The 13,570-nt window shown below is 70.4% G+C and carries 13 protein-coding genes; 6 read left to right on the forward strand and 7 right to left on the reverse strand.

What is annotated here, in order from left to right; genetic code table 11:
- Positions 1-74: 74 nt before the first annotated feature.
- The 5 genes from AB6732_RS14800 to AB6732_RS14820 form a co-directional block, all read right to left on the reverse strand.
- Positions 75-686 (reverse strand): hypothetical protein, encoded by a 612-nt coding sequence (locus AB6732_RS14800; protein WP_370960665.1) that lies wholly within the window; start codon positions 684-686, stop codon positions 75-77.
- 205 nt (positions 687-891) lie between these two features.
- Entirely contained in the window at positions 892-2,187 is a 1,296-nt protein-coding gene (locus AB6732_RS14805; RefSeq protein WP_370960666.1) for a Dyp-type peroxidase, read from the reverse strand.
- Positions 2,184-2,771, reverse strand: a complete 588-nt coding sequence (locus AB6732_RS14810; RefSeq protein ID WP_370960667.1) for a copper chaperone PCu(A)C — start codon at positions 2,769-2,771, stop codon at positions 2,184-2,186. Before AB6732_RS14810 ends, AB6732_RS14805 begins: the two co-directional genes overlap by 4 nt.
- 77 nt (positions 2,772-2,848) lie before the next feature.
- Positions 2,849-3,469 carry a copper resistance protein CopC gene (locus AB6732_RS14815; RefSeq protein ID WP_370960668.1) on the reverse strand — a complete coding sequence of 207 codons (621 nt, stop codon included), beginning with the start codon at positions 3,467-3,469 and terminating at the stop codon, positions 2,849-2,851.
- Between the two features lie 118 nt (positions 3,470-3,587).
- Entirely contained in the window at positions 3,588-4,304 is a 717-nt protein-coding gene (locus tag AB6732_RS14820) for a hypothetical protein (protein WP_370960669.1), read from the reverse strand.
- 257 nt (positions 4,305-4,561) lie between these two features.
- On the opposite strand from AB6732_RS14820, the gene AB6732_RS14825 reads away from it, so the two are divergent.
- The 3 genes from AB6732_RS14825 to AB6732_RS14835 are packed head-to-tail and all read left to right on the forward strand — an operon-like array spanning position 4,562 to position 7,901.
- Positions 4,562-6,076 carry an APC family permease gene (locus AB6732_RS14825; protein WP_370960670.1) on the forward strand — a complete coding sequence of 505 codons (1,515 nt, stop codon included), beginning with the start codon at positions 4,562-4,564 and terminating at the stop codon, positions 6,074-6,076.
- Positions 6,073-6,732, forward strand: coding sequence for a TetR/AcrR family transcriptional regulator (locus AB6732_RS14830; protein ID WP_370960671.1), 660 nt, complete (start codon positions 6,073-6,075; stop codon positions 6,730-6,732). Before AB6732_RS14825 ends, AB6732_RS14830 begins: the two co-directional genes overlap by 4 nt.
- The gene (locus AB6732_RS14835; protein WP_370960672.1) at positions 6,729-7,901 is read left to right on the forward strand and encodes a P1 family peptidase; all 1,173 of its coding nucleotides are present in this window, start codon (positions 6,729-6,731) and stop codon (positions 7,899-7,901) included. Before AB6732_RS14830 ends, AB6732_RS14835 begins: the two co-directional genes overlap by 4 nt.
- 101 nt (positions 7,902-8,002) lie before the next feature.
- Here AB6732_RS14835 and AB6732_RS14840 read toward each other — a convergent pair whose 3' ends face one another.
- Together AB6732_RS14840 and AB6732_RS14845 are read right to left on the reverse strand one after the other, a co-directional pair.
- Positions 8,003-9,370 carry an APC family permease gene (locus tag AB6732_RS14840; RefSeq protein ID WP_370960673.1) on the reverse strand — a complete coding sequence of 456 codons (1,368 nt, stop codon included), beginning with the start codon at positions 9,368-9,370 and terminating at the stop codon, positions 8,003-8,005.
- A 50-nt stretch (positions 9,371-9,420) separates the two neighbouring features.
- On the reverse strand, positions 9,421-11,091 hold the full coding sequence (locus AB6732_RS14845; RefSeq protein ID WP_370960674.1) for an amidohydrolase: 1,671 nt from the start codon (positions 11,089-11,091) through the stop codon (positions 9,421-9,423).
- Between the two features lie 128 nt (positions 11,092-11,219).
- Between AB6732_RS14845 and AB6732_RS14850 the strand changes: the two genes are divergently transcribed.
- The 3 genes from AB6732_RS14850 (at position 11,220) to AB6732_RS14860 (ending at position 13,485) form a co-directional block, all read left to right on the forward strand.
- Positions 11,220-11,888 carry a TetR/AcrR family transcriptional regulator C-terminal domain-containing protein gene (locus AB6732_RS14850; protein ID WP_370960675.1) on the forward strand — a complete coding sequence of 223 codons (669 nt, stop codon included), beginning with the start codon at positions 11,220-11,222 and terminating at the stop codon, positions 11,886-11,888.
- Positions 11,889-11,995: 107 nt separating this feature from the next.
- Positions 11,996-12,688: a hypothetical protein gene (locus tag AB6732_RS14855; protein WP_370960676.1), complete on the forward strand. Its 693-nt coding sequence runs from the start codon at positions 11,996-11,998 to the stop codon at positions 12,686-12,688.
- Between the two features lie 83 nt (positions 12,689-12,771).
- Positions 12,772-13,485 (forward strand): YcnI family protein, encoded by a 714-nt coding sequence (locus AB6732_RS14860; protein ID WP_370960677.1) that lies wholly within the window; start codon positions 12,772-12,774, stop codon positions 13,483-13,485.
- Positions 13,486-13,570: the final 85 nt, after the last annotated feature.

A 13,570-nucleotide genomic window follows, 5' to 3' on the forward strand; every position in this document is an offset into this window, starting at 1 on the left:
CACGAAAAAGCTCCCCCGGGGGCTGATCCGATTTCTCGGTCCGTCCCCGGGGGAGCTTCGTCAGGCCGGAAAACTCAGACCTTGGCCCTGCGGTAGCCCTCGCGCTGCGCCGCGGCTTCGGTGGCGAAGCAGCGTTCCGGAGCCGTGCGGGTGTAGAAACGCTGGCCGGGCAGGTGGTAGATCATGCTCGAACGGTTGCCCTTGATGGGCGCCCAGGAGGGGCAGTTCCACTTGCTGATCGGACCGGTGGCGGTCGGCCGCTGCGGGGCCACGACGCGCACGTACTTCTGCGCGCTGGAGCTCATCTTCAGAGTGCCCGTCGACACGATCCGCACGGACCACTTGCCCGAGACGCTCGCGGGGAACGAGGTCCGGATGAAGCCCTTGGCGTTGCTGTTCACGGTGCGGACCGCGGCATTCGGCTTGGCACCATCCGGGTCGAAGTACACGACCGCCTTCACGGTGCCCGTGTTGGCCCAGGTCCGGCCGTTCAGGCGCTGCGCCTGGCCCTGGATGGTGATCGGCTTGCCGCGGGTGACCGTGGCGGGTCCGGCCGCATAGGACGCGACGCGGGTGGAGACGGTCGGAGCCGCCTGGGCAGGAGCCGCCACGACCAGTGATGCGACGACGGCGATCAGCGCCGTCAGGGCAGCGACGACCGCACGCCCCAGAGATTTCATAGACACGGAATGTCCCCCAGTGAAAAAGTCCGGTTCAACCGGTGATGCGAGTGATGCGGTGTCAGCATATCCGGCTCTCCGCCGCGAACACAGAGGAGACGCGGGAACGTCGCTCTGCGACGGGCAGCGCCCGCGGCGAAGGCCGGCGTCGCTCTAGCGAACGGCGCCGGCCTCAACCCCGCGAGGCCCCCGGGGAACGCACATCACCGCCTCACGCGGAGGCGAACAGGCCCTCCCCCACGAAGCCGTCCGGACCGCACCCTGGCGGGATGGCGAAGACCGCCGAGCCCACCGGCGTCGTCCACTGATTCAGGATGTCCAGATCGTCCAGGCGCTTCTGGATCGGCACGAACTGCCGGTCCACATCCGCCTGGAACGACGCGAACAGCAGCCCGGAATCGGACACCCCCGGGCCTCCCGGCGGGACGTCGTAGTTGAACGCCCTCCGGAAGATCCGCTGGGACGGGTCCTCCGGCCGCGCGCGGCGCAGATGGGAGAAGTCCGCGATCACGGGGAAGCCCGCCGGGTTCAGGGCCTTGAAGTCCGGTTCGTCGTGCTCGTCGACCCCTGTCAGCGGCGCGCCGTTGGAGAGTTTCCGCCCCACCGACTCCTCGCGCCCGGAGCGGTCCAGCTCGTCCCACTTGTCGAGGTTCATGCTGATCCTCCGGAGCACGAGGGACGTCCCGTTCTCCACCCAGGGCCGGTTGGTCCCGTCACCGAACACGACCCGCTCGAAACTCTCGCTGCCGGGCGCCGGGTTGGCGGTCCCGTCCACCTGGCCGAAGAGGTTCCGCATGGTCGTGCCCGGTTTTTCTGTGCCGTACGCCCGCCGGAAGCCGTGCTGGATCCACCGGACCGTGGTGAAACTCCGGCTGTCCTTCAGCAGCATCCGCTGAGCGTGCGCGACCGTGAGCGGGTCGTCGGCGCAGATCTGGAGGAGCAGATCCCCGCCGCTGTACTCCTTCACCAGGCGGTCGATGCCGAACTTCGGCAGCGGCCGGAGCCACGAGGGCGCCCGGCTCGGCGCCGCGGCCCGGAAGAGACCCGGCCCGAAGCCGAACGTGACCGTCAGGTTCGCCGGACGGAACGCCAGCTCGGCCTCCGTGTCGGCGAGAGCGCCCTCCCCCTGCGTGAGCCGCGCGGCGTCGGACGTGAGCAGCTTCAGCAGGGACTTCACCCCCGCCCCCGTGATCCCCGGTTTCAGGTCCAGCGCCACGAAGGCGCCGTGAGCCTGCGCGGCGGTGCCGATCCCGGCCTGCCGCGGGCCGAAGAAGGGCACGGTGCCGGCCCCGTTGTCGGGCGTCTCCGCCGCCACCGACGACGACGGCGCGCCGCCCACCAGCTGCGTCCCGGCGGCGGCCAGCGCCCCCACCCCCGCCGCGGCGCCACCGAGGAGGAGGTTCCGGCGTCGTACCCCCTTCGAGGATCCCGCCGCGGCTCCCGCGCCCGCCGGCTCCTCCGGACGGCCCTCGGGTTCGGCCGACGGCTCCACGTCCCGCGGACTCACTTGGCCGGGGAGGTCGTGGGCTGGGCGTGCCCGGAGTGGTCCTCGCCGCCGTGGCCCGAGTGCTCGCCCGAGTCCCCACCCGGCGCGTAGTTCTCCTTGGCGCCGGAGAAGTCCTTGACCTGGGCGGTGAAGCTGAGGGTCGTGCCGTCGCTCGCCTTCAGCTCGAAGGGGATCTCGTCGCCGGCACGGTAGGCCTTGGCGAGCTTCATGAGCATGATGTGGTTCGCACCGGGTTCGAGCTTGAGCTCACCGCCCGCGGGAATGGTGAACCCGCCCTCCTTGGCGCGCATCTGCATGCCGCCGCTGGGGTTCATGACGGTCTCGTGCAGCTCGGCCATGGGCGAAGCGGGGGTGGTCACGGTAGTGATGGTGAGGTCCTTGCCGCTGCCGTTTCGGACGGTCCCGAACGCGGCGGTCATGCCGGAGGATGCCGCCTTCACCCAGGGCTCGCTGATCGAGAGGGCGGGCGCCGGGCTGGCCGAGGATGCGGCAGGCGCCGGGGCGTTCCCCGAGGAGCAGGCGCCGAGGGCGAGAGTGGCGGCAGCGGCGAGGGACAGCAGGGAAAGGGTCTTCTTGGTGGTCATGGTGACTCCTGATCTGTGCCCGTCCGGGCAGCGTGAGGCCGGGACGGGGTGAAAGTGTGGGATGAAAGGGGTGCCCGTCAGGCGGCGTCGTCGCGGCGCAGGCGCTGCAGGGCCCGGACCGCGAGGAACAGGCCGAGGCCCACGGCAGCGCCGATGCCGCCGGCGATCAGCCAGCCGGGGACCCCGGCCGCCTGATCGGACTCCGACGCGGCGCCGGCTTCCGCGGACGGCGCGGCAGCGGGTTCGGTGCCCGGCGCGAGTCCGGGCGCCGGAATGGTGCCCGCCTTCGCGTTCGCTCCGACCAGGAACGAATAGCTGCCGCTGATGGGGTGGCCATCGCTGGAGACGACTCTCCAGCGGACTTGGTACTCCCCTTCCGGAAGGTCCGGTGCGAGGGGCTGGGCCAGGGTCTCCCGTGCGAGCACGGGCTTGCCCTGGGCCCAGTTCTTCGAGGCCGCGTCAACGACGCGGATCTCGTAGCCCAGGTCCATGAGGGCCGCGCTGAACGTGACGGACACCTGGGTGGGTGCTGCCGACAGGCGTTTGCCGTCGGACGGGATGGACGAAACCAGTTGGTCGTGCGCCGAGGCCTTCGGAGCGCCCGCCAGGAGAACGGCGAAGCACAGCACCAGAACGGCCGTCAGCACGGAGGCACGACGCCCCGGGTTCCGCCATGCAAGGAATGGCAAAGAACTCATGACTGCTTCCTGCCCTGCGGGACACAGGGGCCCGGCAGGGCGGCTGAGAAGTGTGGCGCGGAGACTCCGCGCAGGTCTCACGGCACCGGCGCGCGAGGCGGACCGGTGGCCGGGGTGGCTAGAACGACTCAGACAACAGCGGCGGGCCGCGGTGCCGCAAAACCAGCAGGGGCACGCCGAGATTGCGCAGCGGCGTGACGCGCCGGTCCAGCGGCATGGTCAGCGATCCGGGCACGACGACGAGCGGCGCCACCCGGGGAATGACAGGAAGGAGCCGCATCCGCAGAGCGGCGAGAAGCCTCAGGAGGGTCACCTCGCCATGGCGCAGCACGGCGATGGTGAAGACCGCGGCGACCACGTGGCCCACCCACATGAGCGGTGAGGAATGGTCCATCAGCGCCATGGAGCTGTCCGTGGCGACGCTGCCCGGGACCGGGGCCATCGACCGGGCCATGTGCCCGGCGTGACCCATCCGGGCCATGTCGTGCGCCATCGTGGCGGCGGGCCCGGTAGTCATCCCGGCGGTCATCCCGGCGGGCGCCATGCTGAACAGGCCGTGGAACAGCGCCTGGCTGAACAGGACACCGGTGGAGAGACGCCAGAGAGAAAGTGGTTTTCCGGTGTGGAGCGCTTTCCCAGCGAGCAGGCCTTTTCCGGCAAGCAGACCTTTTCCGGCAAGCAGCGTGCACACCAGCCCGGACAGGACCAGCGAGAGCAGCAGGACGGCCGCCGCGGGAACGGCTCCGCCGGCGAGGACATGCGAGAAGGCGGCGATCGACGTCGCGGCGGTGGCTGCGATCCAGCCCCGTGCGAAACGCGCTCCGCGTGCCGTCATCGTCCTTCCCCGTCCGTCCTGGAAGGGCGCACCGCCCGTCCAGGCCCGATTATCCACGAATTTCTACGGCCTGTCGAAGTGCCGGGAGCCCCCGTCGGCCGCCCTCGCCGACACGGCGCGGGGCGAACGGTCTAGACCAGAAATCTGAACAGCTGGTCAATTTTAAGCGCGGAAAGCCTTGACCACGCGACGAACAGGGGATGAGACTTTTCTCACACTTGTTCAGATTTCGTCACCCAGGCACACCGGAGGTTCCCATGCAGAGCACGACCACCGAGGCCAAGGCCCCGGATTCCCTCGCCCCCGGGAAATTGGGCACGGTCGACATCATCTTCTTCGTCGTGTCCGCGGCGGCGCCCCTCACGGTGGCCGTGAGCGCGGCCCCGCTGTCGTTCTTCCTCGGCGGGATCGGGGCGCCGGGCGCCATGCTCGCCAGCGGCGCGGTCCTGATCCTCTTCGCCATCGGCTTCACGGCCATGTCCCGCTTCGTCCGCAACACGGGCGCCTTCTACGCCTACGCGGCCGCCGGGCTGGGCAAGCCGGTGGGCATCGGCGTCGCCTTCGTCACCGTGATGGCCTACGCGTTCCTGCTCATCGGCTTCTACGCGCTCCTCGGGTTCTTCGCGGACCTGACGTTCGGGAATCTGTTCGGCATCCATCTGCACTGGGGCGTCTGGTCGGCGCTCTCGGTGCTCCTGATCGGGCTGCTCGGCTACCGGCGCATCGACGTCGGGGCGAAAGTCCTGGCGGTGCTGCTCACCGCCGAGGTCCTCATCCTCCTCATCGTCTCGATCGCGGCGATCGTGGAGAACGGCGGCCACATCGCCGACGCCACGGCCGCGTCCTTCAACCCCGTCAACATCTTCTTCGTCCCGGGCGCCAGCGTCCTGTTCGTCTTCGGTTTCGGGGCGTTCCTCGGCTTCGAGGGCACGGTCATCTACGCGGAGGAGGCGAAGCAGGCCGACCGCTCGGTCCCCCGCGCGACCTACCTGGCCATCGCGTTCCTCGCCGTCTTCTACGCCTTCACCTTCTGGGCCCTGACCGTCGCGTTCGGGGTGGATGGCGTGCTGGCGCTCGCGAACTCGGACAAGCTCGAGGAGATGATGTTCCTCGCCGGCGAGCAGTCGCTGGGAGCGTGGGCCGGCGTCGTGCTCCAGATCCTGGTCATCACCAGCTTCTTCGCCTGCGCCCTCGCCTTCCACAACGCCTGTGCGCGGTACGTGTTCTCACTCGGCCGCGAGCGCCTGCTGCCGACGGTGTTCTCCCGCACCCACCACCGCATGCGGTCCCCGCACGTCGCCAGCCTGGCGCTGACCGGTCTCAGCCTGGTCGTCATGATCGCCGGGGCGCTCTCCGGCACGGACCCCTATCTCGGACTGAGCCTCTGGACATACGCCGTGGGCGTGGCGGGGCTCGTCTTCGCTCAGGGCGTGGCCGCGGTCTCCGTGATCGGCTTCTTCCGGAAGGACCGGCGAGGCCATGGGACGTGGCGCGTGGTCATCGCACCGGTGCTCGGCGCCCTGGGGCTCATCGCCGCGTTCGCCATCATCGTCTCGCACTTCGATATCGTGTCCGGCATGACCGGCCCTGTGAATCTCCTGCTGATCGGCATCGTGCCGCTCGTCTTCGTGGGCGGCGTGATCGCCGGCCTCGTGATGCAGCGGCGCTCCCCCGAACGCTACGCCGCCCTCAATTCCTCCGTGGTGGTCTCCGCCCCGGAGGACCGCGCCCCCGCGGCGGAGCCGGCGCCGGCAGAGGAGCCGGTGGCATGAGGGCTAAGAGCAGACAGCGCCGCCAGGACCTCATCGCGGCCGCGAGCAGCGTGATCGCCGAACACGGCATCGCCAACGCCAGCGTGCGCGCGGTCGCCGAGCGCGCCGAGGTCAGCACGGGCAGCGTCCTGTATCACTTCGAGAGCTTCGACCAGTTGGTCATGGAGGCCGTGAAGGGTGTCATCGACGAGTTCAGCGAACAACGACGCCGGCTGATCGACGGCGTCTCCGACCCGGTCGAACGGCTCCGCCTCATGATCGAGGCCGGGATCCCCGAACACATCAGCGACGAACTGCGGATCGTGTACCAAGTGGTGTCGGCCGCCCAGGACAATCCGCACTACCGGCGCAATCTGGCGCTCGTGGTGGAACGGCAGGTCGCCCTGTACGAGATCGTGCTCGAAGTCGGCACCGCCCTCGGAGCGTTCCGGCCCCGCATGGAGATCCATGCGATCGCGGAGAACCTGGTGGCGCTCGAGGACGCCTACGACCTCTACCTCATCGACCCCGACGACTGGCAGCGTGACCGCTATCTGCGGAACACCCTCCTCTTCGCCGAGCTCGCCCTGGACTGCACGCTGATCACGCCCGCACCTTCCACACAGTCCGCCCCAGCCGAACCGTCCACATCACCCACCTCCGAGGAGCAGCAGTGACCGCACCCCTTTCCGATCCGAGCACGAGCCGTCCGTCCGGGACCGCTCCGCTCGGCGCCGCTCCGCGGGCCCGGGATCTCGGCATCCCGTTCGACGGCGAGCGCGGACCGTGGAACGCGATCACCGATGTGCCAGGCCTGGAGGTCGGCTACGTGACGCTGATCGAGGACGGGCCCGTGGTGGTCCGCACCGGCGTCACCGCGATCCTGCCGCGCGGCAAGGCGGCCGCCGGGAAGCCCTGCGCGGCCGGACTCGCCGTCCTGAACGGCAACGGCGAGCTGACCGGGAGCACCTGGATCGAAGAATCCGGACAGTTCCAGACGCCCATCGCGCTGACCAATTCGCACGCGGTGGGGGCGGTGCACCGTGGTGTCGACCAGTGGATGGCTGAGCACCACCCCGCGGTCGCGGCACAGTGGATGCTGCCCGTGGTCGGCGAGACCTGGGACGGCTATCTGAACTCGATCAACGCGGACACCGTGCTCCCCGAGCACGCCGCGGCCGCCCTCGACGCCGCCCGCACCGGGCCGCTCGCCGAAGGCAATGTGGGCGGCGGGACCGGCATGAACTGCTACGGCTTCAAGGGCGGGACGGGCACGGCCTCCCGGGTGGTCCGTTCGGGCGACGACTCCTGGACCGTGGGCGTCCTCCTGCAGGCCAACTTCGGCTCCCGGAAGGAACTGCGCGTGGCCGGGCGGAGGCTCGGGCGGGACTCCCAGGCCCCCGACCCCATGACCACCACCGACTGGTTCGAACGCGACACCGCCTCCCCCGCCCACGCGGTGGCAGGGGCCGGGAGCGTGATCGTGGTCGTGGCCACGGACGCGCCGATGCTTCCGGACCAGTGCCGGGCGCTCGCCCGCCGGGTGAGCCTGGGCCTGGCGCGCACGGGCACCACGGGGAGCCATTTCTCGGGTGACATCTTCCTCGCCTTCTCCACGGCCAACGAGGGCGGCCTCGGCTCCCGCATGGGCGCGGGCGGTGTGGTGGTCGAACAGCTCTCCCATGTGGCCTGGGGCAGCATGGACCCCTTCTACGAGGCCGTGGTCGAGGCCACCGAAGAGGCGGTCCTCAACGCCCTCGTCGCGGCGCGGGACATGGTCGGCCGCGAGGGCCACAGGAGCCATGCGCTCCCCCACGAGGAGGTCCGCGCGGCGTTCGCGTCGTGACCTGACTGCCCAGGGCTCCCTGAACGACGACGGCGGTGGGCCGGGCGCGCTGCCCGGCCCACCGCCGTCGTCGTGCTGCGGGAGCCGTGCCCGCCGCCGCCCTACTCGAACGTGAGCTTCGGGGGCGCTTGCCGGAATCCCTTCGTGCGAACGGCCAGGAAGATCACGCCCACCACCATCCAGCACACGCCCACCGTGAAGGACGTCGGCGCGAGGGAGGTCCAGAGCCAGATGGTCAGGGCGAAGCCGATGAGCGGCAGGACCAGGTGAATCAGCAGATCCCTCGGGGTGCGGCCCTTGCGGTCCCAGAAGAAGTACTTCACCACGGACAGGTTGACCATCGAGAAGGCGAACAGCGCGCCGAAACTGATCATCGTCGCCGCGATCTCGAGCGACAGAACCAGGGAGAGCAGCGACACCACGGACACCGAGACGGCCGCGAGCACGGGCGTCCCGAAGCGCGGGTGCAGCTTGCCGAAAGCGCGGGGCAGGAGCCCGTCGCGGCCCATGGCGTAGATGATGCGGCTGACGCTCACCTGACTGGTCATGGCCGAGCCGATGCAGCCCGCCACGAACACCGCGATGAAGATCGCGCTCAGCACAGGGCCGCCGACCTTCTCGATCAGCTCGATACCCGCGGTGTCCAGGGAGCCGAAGGCGTGCCAGTCGGGGAAGACGAGGCCGCCGGCCCAGGCGACGGCGATGAAGATGACCCCGCCCAGCACTGTGGTGATGACGATGGCGCGCGGGATGTTCCGCTGCGCGTCCCGGGCGTCCTCGGAGAGGGTGGAGACGGCGTCGAACCCGAGGAAGGACAGGGCCAGCACGGCTGCGCCGGCGAAGATCGGGCCCACCCCGCCGGAACCGGTCTCGAACGGGGCGAGCACCGAGGGCGCGGGATTGCCGGAGAGGTACGAGACGGCCAGGGCGATGAACACCACGATGATCGCCACGGCCATCGCCACGATCACGCCGCTGAACTTGCCCACGAACTTCACGCCCAGCGCGATGAACGCCAGCACGGCGACCACGCTCACCAGCGAGAACACCCAGCCCGGCACGGCCGGGAAGGCCGAGTTCAGGTAGAGGCCCACCAGCAGGAAGTTGATCATCGGCAGGAACAGGTAGTCCAGCATGAGGGTCCAGCCGGTCACGAAGCCGAGATGGCCGCCGAACGTCTGGGTCGTGTAGGAGTAGGCGCTGCCGGCGGCCGGGATGACCCCGGAGATGCGGGCGTAGCTGAGGGCCGTGAAGAACATGGTCGCCAGGGCGACCACATAGGCGGCGGCCAGGTGGCCGTCGGTGATCTGGGTGACGGTGCCGAAGGTCGTGAACACGGTCACGGGGGCCATGTAGCTCAGGCCGAACATGACCAAAGCGGCCAGGCCGAGGACGCGGCGGAGCTGTCGGGGTCGGTCGCCGGGAACCAGGCCGGCCTGAGCCGGGGGTTCGAGAGGGGTGGATGCCATGGGGAGGTCTTTCTGTCGGGGAGGCACGCGGGGTCTGCTCGGTGTGCGGCTCAGCTTGCGGCGGGGAGCAGCGCGGTGTGGGTGCGGCGTCCGGCCAGCCAGGTGCCTTTCACCTGGATGTCCTGGATCTCTTCCTGGGCCACGTCCCGGGGGTCGTGGGAGAGCAGCACCAGGTCGGCGCTCAGGCCGGGGCGCAGCGAGCCCCAGCGGTCTTCGGCGAACGCCTGGTGGGCGACGCCCGAGGTGTACGCGGCGAGGGCGGCGTCGACGTCGACGCGTTCGGTGGGCAGCCAGCCGCCCGCGGGCAGGTGGTCGGGGGTCTGGCGGGTGACCGCCGTCGCGAGTCCGGGCACCGGCTCGTGGCAGGTGACGGGCCAGTCGCTGCCGAAGGACACCGCGACGCCCCGTTCCACGAGGCTGCCGATGGGGTACTGGCGTTCGGAGCGCGGGCTGCCGAGACGCGGGATGGTGAGGAGGTTCATGACGTCGTCCTCGCGGGCCCAGAGCGGCTCGAAGTTGGCCACGACCCCCAGCTCCGCGAAGCGCGGGACGTCCTCGGGGTCGACGACCTGCAGATGCGCCAGCACGGGACGGCGGTCGCGGGGGCCGTTGCGCCGCGCCGTCTCTTCGATGCCGTCCAGCGCCATCCGGATGGCGCCGTCACCGATCGCGTGGATGTGGGCCTGGAAGCCGAGACGGTCGACGGCGGCGAGCGCGTCGTTCAGCTCGTCCTGGCTCCAGTTGGGCAGACCCTTGTCCTCCGGGGCGTCCGCGTACGGGCTCAGCATGCAGGCGGTGTGGCTTTCGATGATGCCGTCGGCGAAGAACTTGATGGTCTGGGCGGTCAGCAGATCGGACCCGACCGCCTGGACGGCCTCGCGCGCCGCGACGAAGGCGTCCAGGTTCTCCCGCCAGCGGCCGGGCTCGGCCAGGAATGCGAGGTTGAGACGGGTGTTGAGCCGGCCCTGCCGCGCGGCCTCGAGGTACACGTCCAGGTGCTCCAGGGCGGCCCAGGCGTCCTGCACCCAGGTGATCCCGGAGGCGGCGAGCGTCCACGTGGCGCTTTCCAGGGCGGAGACGCGCCGGCTCAGCGAGTATCCCGGGGCGACCCGTTCCACGAGTTCCAGCGCGCCGTACTCCTGAAGGGTCCCGAGGGGACTGCCGTCCTCGCGACGGACGATCCGGCCGCGGTCCGGATCCGGGGTCCCGGCATCGATCCCGGCCGCACGGAGCGCTGCCGAGTTGACCCACAGCGTGTGGTAATCCCAGGCCTTGAGCACCACGGGACGGTCCGGCACCGCCTCGTCGAGCCAGGCGGCGTCGAAGAGGCCGCCCGGGGCGAGCGTGGCGTCGTAGCTCGCGCCGATGATCCAGTCCTGGTCCGGGTTCTCCTCCGCGTACGCGGCGACGGCGGCCACGATCTCCTCGACGGACCCGCACGAACGGATCTGGGGCCCGAGGTCCTCCATCCCGCCGAAGAGCGGATGCGCGTGGCCGTCCGCGAAGGCGGGACCCAGGAAGGCGCCGTCCAGGTCCACGACGTGGTCCGCCTGGTCGAGCAGCGCTTCGGCGTCCGCGCCGACGGCTTCGATGACGCCGTCGCGGACGGCGAGGGCGGTGGCGCTGCCGGGGGCGGCTTCGCCCCGGCCGGGCGCGTCAGCCTGGCCGGGGATGCGGGGATCGGCCGCGACCACGCCGCCGTGGAAGACTGTCAGAACCATTCGAACTCCAAATATTTAATGGGATTAAATAATTGGGGATCACAGTAGTCTGTGATGTACGCAACACGCAAGAGGGGACAGTCATGATGTCAACCGCGCCACGACGGGCGGGACGGCCGAAAAGAAGCGTGCTGGACCGAGACCTGATCGTCCGGACGGCCTTTGACGTGCTTCGACGCACCGGCCCCGAGGACTTCACCATGGCCGCGCTGGCCGGCGAGCTCGGCGTGAAGACCCCGGCGCTGTATCACCATGTGGGCAACAAGACCGAGGTCCTGAGCTCCATGCGCGAACTGATCACGTCCGGGATCGACCACTCCGGCTTCGGGACCCTCCCCTGGCTCGACGCCACGCGTCTCTGGGCCCGCTCCTACCGCACCGCCTTCGCCGCCCACCCGCACGCGATCGCCCTCCTGGCCACCACGCCCGTCACCGGCGCCAACCCCACGCTGAGCATGTACGAGGCCGTCACCCAGGGCTTCCTCGACGAAGGCTGGCCCGAGGAACTCGTGGTCAGCGCCATCGTGTCTCTGGAGAGCTTCATCCTCGGCTCGGCCCTGGACGCCGTGGCGCCCGCCGACATCTTCGACACCGGGGACTTCGCCGAGCAGGTGCCCGTCTTCACACAAGCCCTCGCCGTCCGGGAGCGTTTCCTCGGCCGGGAGGACGACGTGTCCTACGCGACCGCCGTGGCGGACCAGGCCTTCGACCTGGGCCTGGAGGCGTTCCTGGCCGGCCTCTCCACCTCGCTCGAACAGCTCCGCAACGGTCCCGGAGAGGCACCGGCGGCCCGATAGAATGGCCCGGATGGCACTCGCCATCCACCCCGATCTTCGCGTCCCCGAGCCTTGCCCGGTGAAGCGAGACGTGCCCAGCGTGAACCATGCCCAGTGAAGGAGGAGCCGTGCCCTCATCGCACCGTCTCCTCCGGCGTCCCGCCCGCGGTTCCGCACCGACCGCCGCGGCACCGACTCGGCACCCGGCGCCGTTCCACCTGCTGCGGACTGGACTCCTGAGCACCGGCATCCTCACGCTCGCGGCAGGGGCCCATACCCTGGCCGGTGGTGCCCTTCCCGCGCCGGCGATCCTCGCCGCACTGCTCGCGCTGACCCTTCTGGCCTCGGTCCTGGCGACCAAGATCCGCCTCGGACTCCCGGCGATGACCGCCGCGCTCGGCGCCGGCCAGGTGCTGCTCCACGAGGCGTTCACTGCACTGGCCGACACGGGCGCGCCCCACGCCGCCCTGCCGGCCGCTCATCAGCACGACGACGGCGCCGCCTTGGCCGGCGCGCTGCAGCACCTCTCCCCGGCTCTCGGACACTCCGCGGGGCACGGCTCCCTGACGCACGACCCGAGGATGCTCCTGGCCCATGTCGTGGCCACCCTGCTGACGGCACTCCTGCTGGCCCGGGGAGAGGCCGCCCTCTGGGCCTTGGCCGCGTGGCTGCGCCCTCTCTTCCGGGCCACGAAGACCCCGGTCCTCCCGGTCGCCGGGCGGGCACTCCGGGCTCCGTTCGCACCCGAGCCGCCGCGGCTTCCGTGGCGCACCCTCCGCCGTGACAGGCTCCGCGGGCCGCCGCGCGTCGTCGTCCTCTGACGACCGCCAGCATGCCCTTGCCGGTATATACGCCGGAGAACACATTTTTTGGCGCGCCCTTGAGCGCGCCGCGAAAGGCCACCATGTCACGCATCCTGAAGTCCACCCTGTCCGCAGCCGGGGCCGCCGCCCTCCTCCTGGGAAGCGCCGCGGCCGCGAGCGCCCACGTCGGCGTCACTCCGGACAAGACCGGAGCCGGCTCCTATGCCCTCCTGACCTTCGGCATCCCCCACGGCTGCGACGCACAGCCCACCACGAAGGTCACGATCAACCTTCCGAAGGAACTCGACGACGCCACCCCCACGGTGAACCCGAATTGGACCATCCAGAAGGTCACCGAGAAGCTTCCCGAGCCCAAGAAGCTCGAGACCGGCAACTCGATCACCACCCGCACCAAGGCGATCGTCTACACGGCCAAGACCCCGCTCGATCCGCACCAGCGCGACGCCCTGGTCCTGTCCGTGAAGGTCCCGAGCACCCCGGACGCCACGCTCTACTTCCCCACCCTCCAGGAGTGCAGCACGGGCTCGACCAACTGGAACCAGATCCCGGCCGCCGGCCAGGACGAGGACTCCCTCAAGTCCCCCGCCCCGTCCTTCAAGGTCACGGCCGCCTCCGCGGGTGGTGAGCACGGCGGTCACGGCGCCGCGACCCCCGAGGCCGCCGCCCCGGCCTCCTCCACGAGCGATGACGGCGCCTCCGCCGCCCGCTCCTGGGTGGGCCTGGGAGCCGGCGTCGCGGGCCTCGTGCTGGGTGGGGTGGCGCTCGTCCGCACCCGCCGCAACACCGCACAGTAGACGCCGCCGGAACGGTTCCTGAGGCCACGACGGCCCGGGCGCCGGTCCACCGCATCAGCCGGTGGACCCGCCCCGGGTCGGTCGT

The sequence above is a fragment of the Arthrobacter sp. RCC_34 genome (assembly GCF_041360795.1).
Lineage (GTDB): Bacteria > Actinomycetota > Actinomycetes > Actinomycetales > Micrococcaceae > Arthrobacter_E.